Origin of the sequence: Streptomyces sp. NPDC002265 (assembly GCF_040296125.1) — a bacterium.
GTDB lineage: Bacteria > Actinomycetota > Actinomycetes > Streptomycetales > Streptomycetaceae > Streptomyces.
The window spans coordinates 1-3,705 of sequence record NZ_JBEOWS010000576.1; the positions used below are offsets into that span (position 1 = coordinate 1).

Sequence of the window (3,705 nt, forward strand, 5' to 3'; positions counted from 1 at the left end):
GGGCATGCCGGACCCCGCGTCTGCGGCATGATCCGCCGGACAGGCCCCAGGGCGGGCAACTCCCGTCGCCCGCCCCTGAGTCCGCCGGGTGCCCGGCGCACCGTGAGGCCGGTGCGCCGGACCCGGGTCAGCCGATCTCGACGAGCAGGTCGCCACCCTCCACCTGCTGGATCCGGTTGATCGCCAGCCTGGTCACCTTCCCGGCCTTCGGGGCGGTGATGGTGGCCTCCATCTTCATCGCCTCGATGGTGGCCACCGTGGCCCCGGCCTCGACCTCGTCCTCCTCGTCGACGACGAGCGTCACCACGCCCGCGAACGGCGCCGCCACATGGCCCGGCTTGGCCCGGTCCGCCTTCTCGGTCGCCGGGACGTCGGAGGCCGCCGCGGTGTCGCGCACCTGGATCGGGCGCAGTTGGCCGTTGAGCGTCGACATCACGGTGCGCATGCCGCGCTCGTCGGCCTCGCCCACGGCCTCCAGCTCGATCAGCAGCCGGACGCCGGGCTCCAGGTCGACGACGTACTCCGTACCCGGGCGCAGGCCGTAGAAGAAGTCCTTGCTGTCCAGCACGCTCGTGTCGCCGTAGGTCTGGCGGTGCGTCTCGAAGTCGCGCGTCGGCCCGGGGAACAGCAGCCGGTTGAGCGTCGCGCGGGGGGCCTTCTCCAGGCCGGTGCGGTCCTCCTCGGTCAGCTCCTGCACGGGCTTGGCCTCGCCGCGGCCGCGCAGCGCCTTGGTACGGAACGGCTCCGGCCAGCCGCCGGGCGGGGTGCCCAGTTCGCCGCGCAGGAAGCCGATCACGGAGTCGGGGATGTCGAACCGGTCCGGGGTCTCCTCGAACTCCGCCGGCGTCACTCCGGCGCCCACCAGGTGCAGGGCGAGGTCGCCGACCACCTTGGACGACGGGGTGACCTTGACCAGGTGGCCCAGGATGCGGTCGGCGGCCGCGTACATCGCCTCGATGTCCTCGAAGCGGTCGCCGAGGCCCAGCGCGACCGCCTGGGTACGCAGGTTGGACAGCTGCCCGCCGGGGATCTCGTGGTGGTAGACGCGCCCGGTCGGCGAGGCCAGGCCCGCCTCGAACGGCGCGTAGATGCGGCGCACGCTCTCCCAGTACGGCTCCAGGTCGCCGACGGCCTGGAGGTCGAGGCCGGTGGGCCGCTCGGAGTGGTCGGTCGCGGCCACGATCGCCGACAGCGACGGCTGCGAGGTGGTGCCCGCCATCGAGGCCACCGCTCCGTCGACGGCGTCGGCGCCGGCCTGGATCGCGGCGAGGTAGGTGGCGAGCTGGCCGCCCGCGGTGTCGTGGGTGTGCAGGTGCACCGGCAGGTCGAACTCCCGGCGCAGGGCCGACACCAGCTTCGCGGCGGCCGGCGCGCGCAGCAGTCCGGCCATGTCCTTGACCGCCAGGACATGGGCACCCGCGGCCACGATCTGCTCGGCCAGCCGCAGGTAGTAGTCCAGGGTGTACAGCCGCTCCGCCGGGTTCGACAGGTCGGAGGTGTAGCACAGCGCCACCTCGGCGACGGCAGTGCCCGTCTCCCGTACGGCGTCGATCGCGGGCCGCATCTGGGAGACGTCGTTGAGGGCGTCGAAGATGCGGAAGATGTCGATGCCGGTGGCCGCGGCCTCCTGCACGAAGGCGTCGGTCACCTCCGTCGGGTAGGGCGTGTAGCCCACGGTGTTGCGGCCGCGCAGCAGCATCTGGAGGCAGATGTTGGGCACCGCCTCGCGCAGGGCGGCCAGCCGCTCCCAGGGGTCCTCGGCGAGGAAGCGCAGGGCGACGTCGTAGGTGGCACCGCCCCAGCACTCCAGGGACAGCAGCTGCGGCAGGGTGTGCGCGACGGTGGGGGCGACGGCGAGGAGGTCCTTGGTGCGCACCCGGGTGGCCAGCAGCGACTGGTGGGCGTCGCGGAAGGTGGTGTCGGTGACACCGATGGTCGGCGACTCGCGCAGCGCGCGGGCGAAGCCCTGCGGGCCGAGCTCGACCAGCCGCTGCCGGGAGCCCGCGGGCGGCTCGGCGGTGAACGGCGGCGCCAGCTTGGTGACCGGGTCGATCAGCACGGGCCGCTCGCCGTGCGGCTTGTTCACCGTGACGTCGGCGAGGTAGGTCAGCAGCTTGGTGCCGCGGTCGGCGGAGTGCCGGGCGGTGAGCAGCTGCGGCCGCTGTTCGATGAACGAGGTCGTCACCCGCCCGGCCTGGAAGTCCGGGTCGTCCAGCACGGCCTGGAGGAAGGGGATGTTGGTGGCGACACCGCGGATGCGGAACTCGGCGACGGCACGCCGGGCCCGGCCGATCGCGGACTTGAAGTCCCGTCCCCGGCAGCTGAGTTTGACGAGCATGGAGTCGAAGTGCGCGCTGATCTCGGTGCCCGCGTGGGTGGTTCCGCCGTCCAGGCGGATTCCGGAGCCGCCCGGCGAGCGGTAGGCGGTGATCCGCCCGGTGTCGGGACGGAAGCCGTTGGCCGGGTCCTCGGTGGTGATACGGCACTGGAGGGCGGCCCCGTGCAGGGCGACGGTCTCCTGGGACAGGCCGAGGTCGGCCAGGCTCTCCCCGGCCGCGATGCGCAACTGGGCCTGCACCAGGTCGACGTCGGTGACCTCCTCGGTCACCGTGTGCTCGACCTGGATGCGCGGGTTCATCTCGATGAAGACGTGGTTGCCCTCGGGGTCGAGCAGGAACTCGACGGTACCCGCGTTGCGGTAGCCGATCTGCCGGGCGAAGCGCACCGCGTCTGCGCACATGCGGTCGCGCAGCTCCGGGTCGAGGTTCGGCGCGGGGGCCATCTCGATCACCTTCTGGTGGCGCCGCTGCAACGAGCAGTCGCGCTCGAAGAGATGGATGACATTGCCCTGGCCGTCGGCGAGGATCTGCACCTCGATGTGGCGGGGGTCGACGACGGCCTTCTCCAGGAAGACGGTCGGGTCGCCGAACGCCGAGGCCGCCTCGCGCGACGCCGCCTCGATGGACTCCCGCAGCAGCGCGGGGTCCTCGACCCGGCGCATACCGCGGCCGCCGCCGCCGGCGACCGCCTTGACGAACACGGGGAAGCCGATCTCCTCGGCGGCACGCACGAGTTCGTCCACGTCGGTGGAGGGTGCGCTGGAGCCGAGCACCGGCACGCCGGCCTCGCGGGCCGCGGCCACCGCGCGGGCCTTGTTGCCCGTCAGTTCCAGGGTGCGGGCGCTCGGTCCGACGAAGGTGATGCCCGCCTCCTCGCAGGCGCGCGCCAGGTCGGGGTTCTCGGAGAGGAATCCGTAGCCCGGGTAGACCGCGTCGGCTCCGGCGCGGCGCGCGGCCCCGACGATCTCCTCGACGGAGAGGTAGGCCCGCACGGGGTGCCCCGGCTCGCCGATCTCGTAGGCCTCGTCCGCCTTCAGCCGGTGCAGCGAGTTGCGGTCCTCGTGCGGGAAGACGGCGACGGTCCGCGCGCCGAGTTCATAACCCGCGCGGAACGCCCGGATCGCGATCTCACCACGGTTGGCGACCAGTACCTTGCGGAACATCCTGGATCCCTTCAGCCTGCCGGTGACGAGGACCATGGTGTCGGCGTCAGGCCGGTTGTGCCATGTGACCCGGGCCACCCACCTCGCGTTTCCCCCGATGGACTGCGGCGCCCCGCCCCCCGCGGGGCGCGGCCGCGGCGGGGGCCGCCCGGCGGGGGGGGGGGGGGGGATTGGGGTCCGGCGCCGCCCGGGGGGGGGTAAGA

Annotated in this window: 1 protein-coding gene; it reads right to left on the bottom strand. The window is 73.0% G+C overall.

Features of this window, described 5'->3' with window-relative positions; translation table 11 throughout:
* Positions 1 to 127: 127 nt before the first annotated feature.
* Positions 128 to 3,502 carry a pyruvate carboxylase gene (locus ABT085_RS45025; protein ID WP_351622656.1) on the bottom strand — a complete coding sequence of 1,125 codons (3,375 nt, stop codon included), beginning with the start codon at positions 3,500 to 3,502 and terminating at the stop codon, positions 128 to 130.
* Positions 3,503 to 3,705 lie beyond the last annotated feature (203 nt).

Bases quoted from the DNA above. Each gene is read 5' to 3' on its own strand.
- ABT085_RS45025 (WP_351622656.1), bottom strand. From the start codon at position 3,502: ATGTTCCGCAAGGTACTGGTCGCCAACCGTGGTGAGATCGCGATCCGG.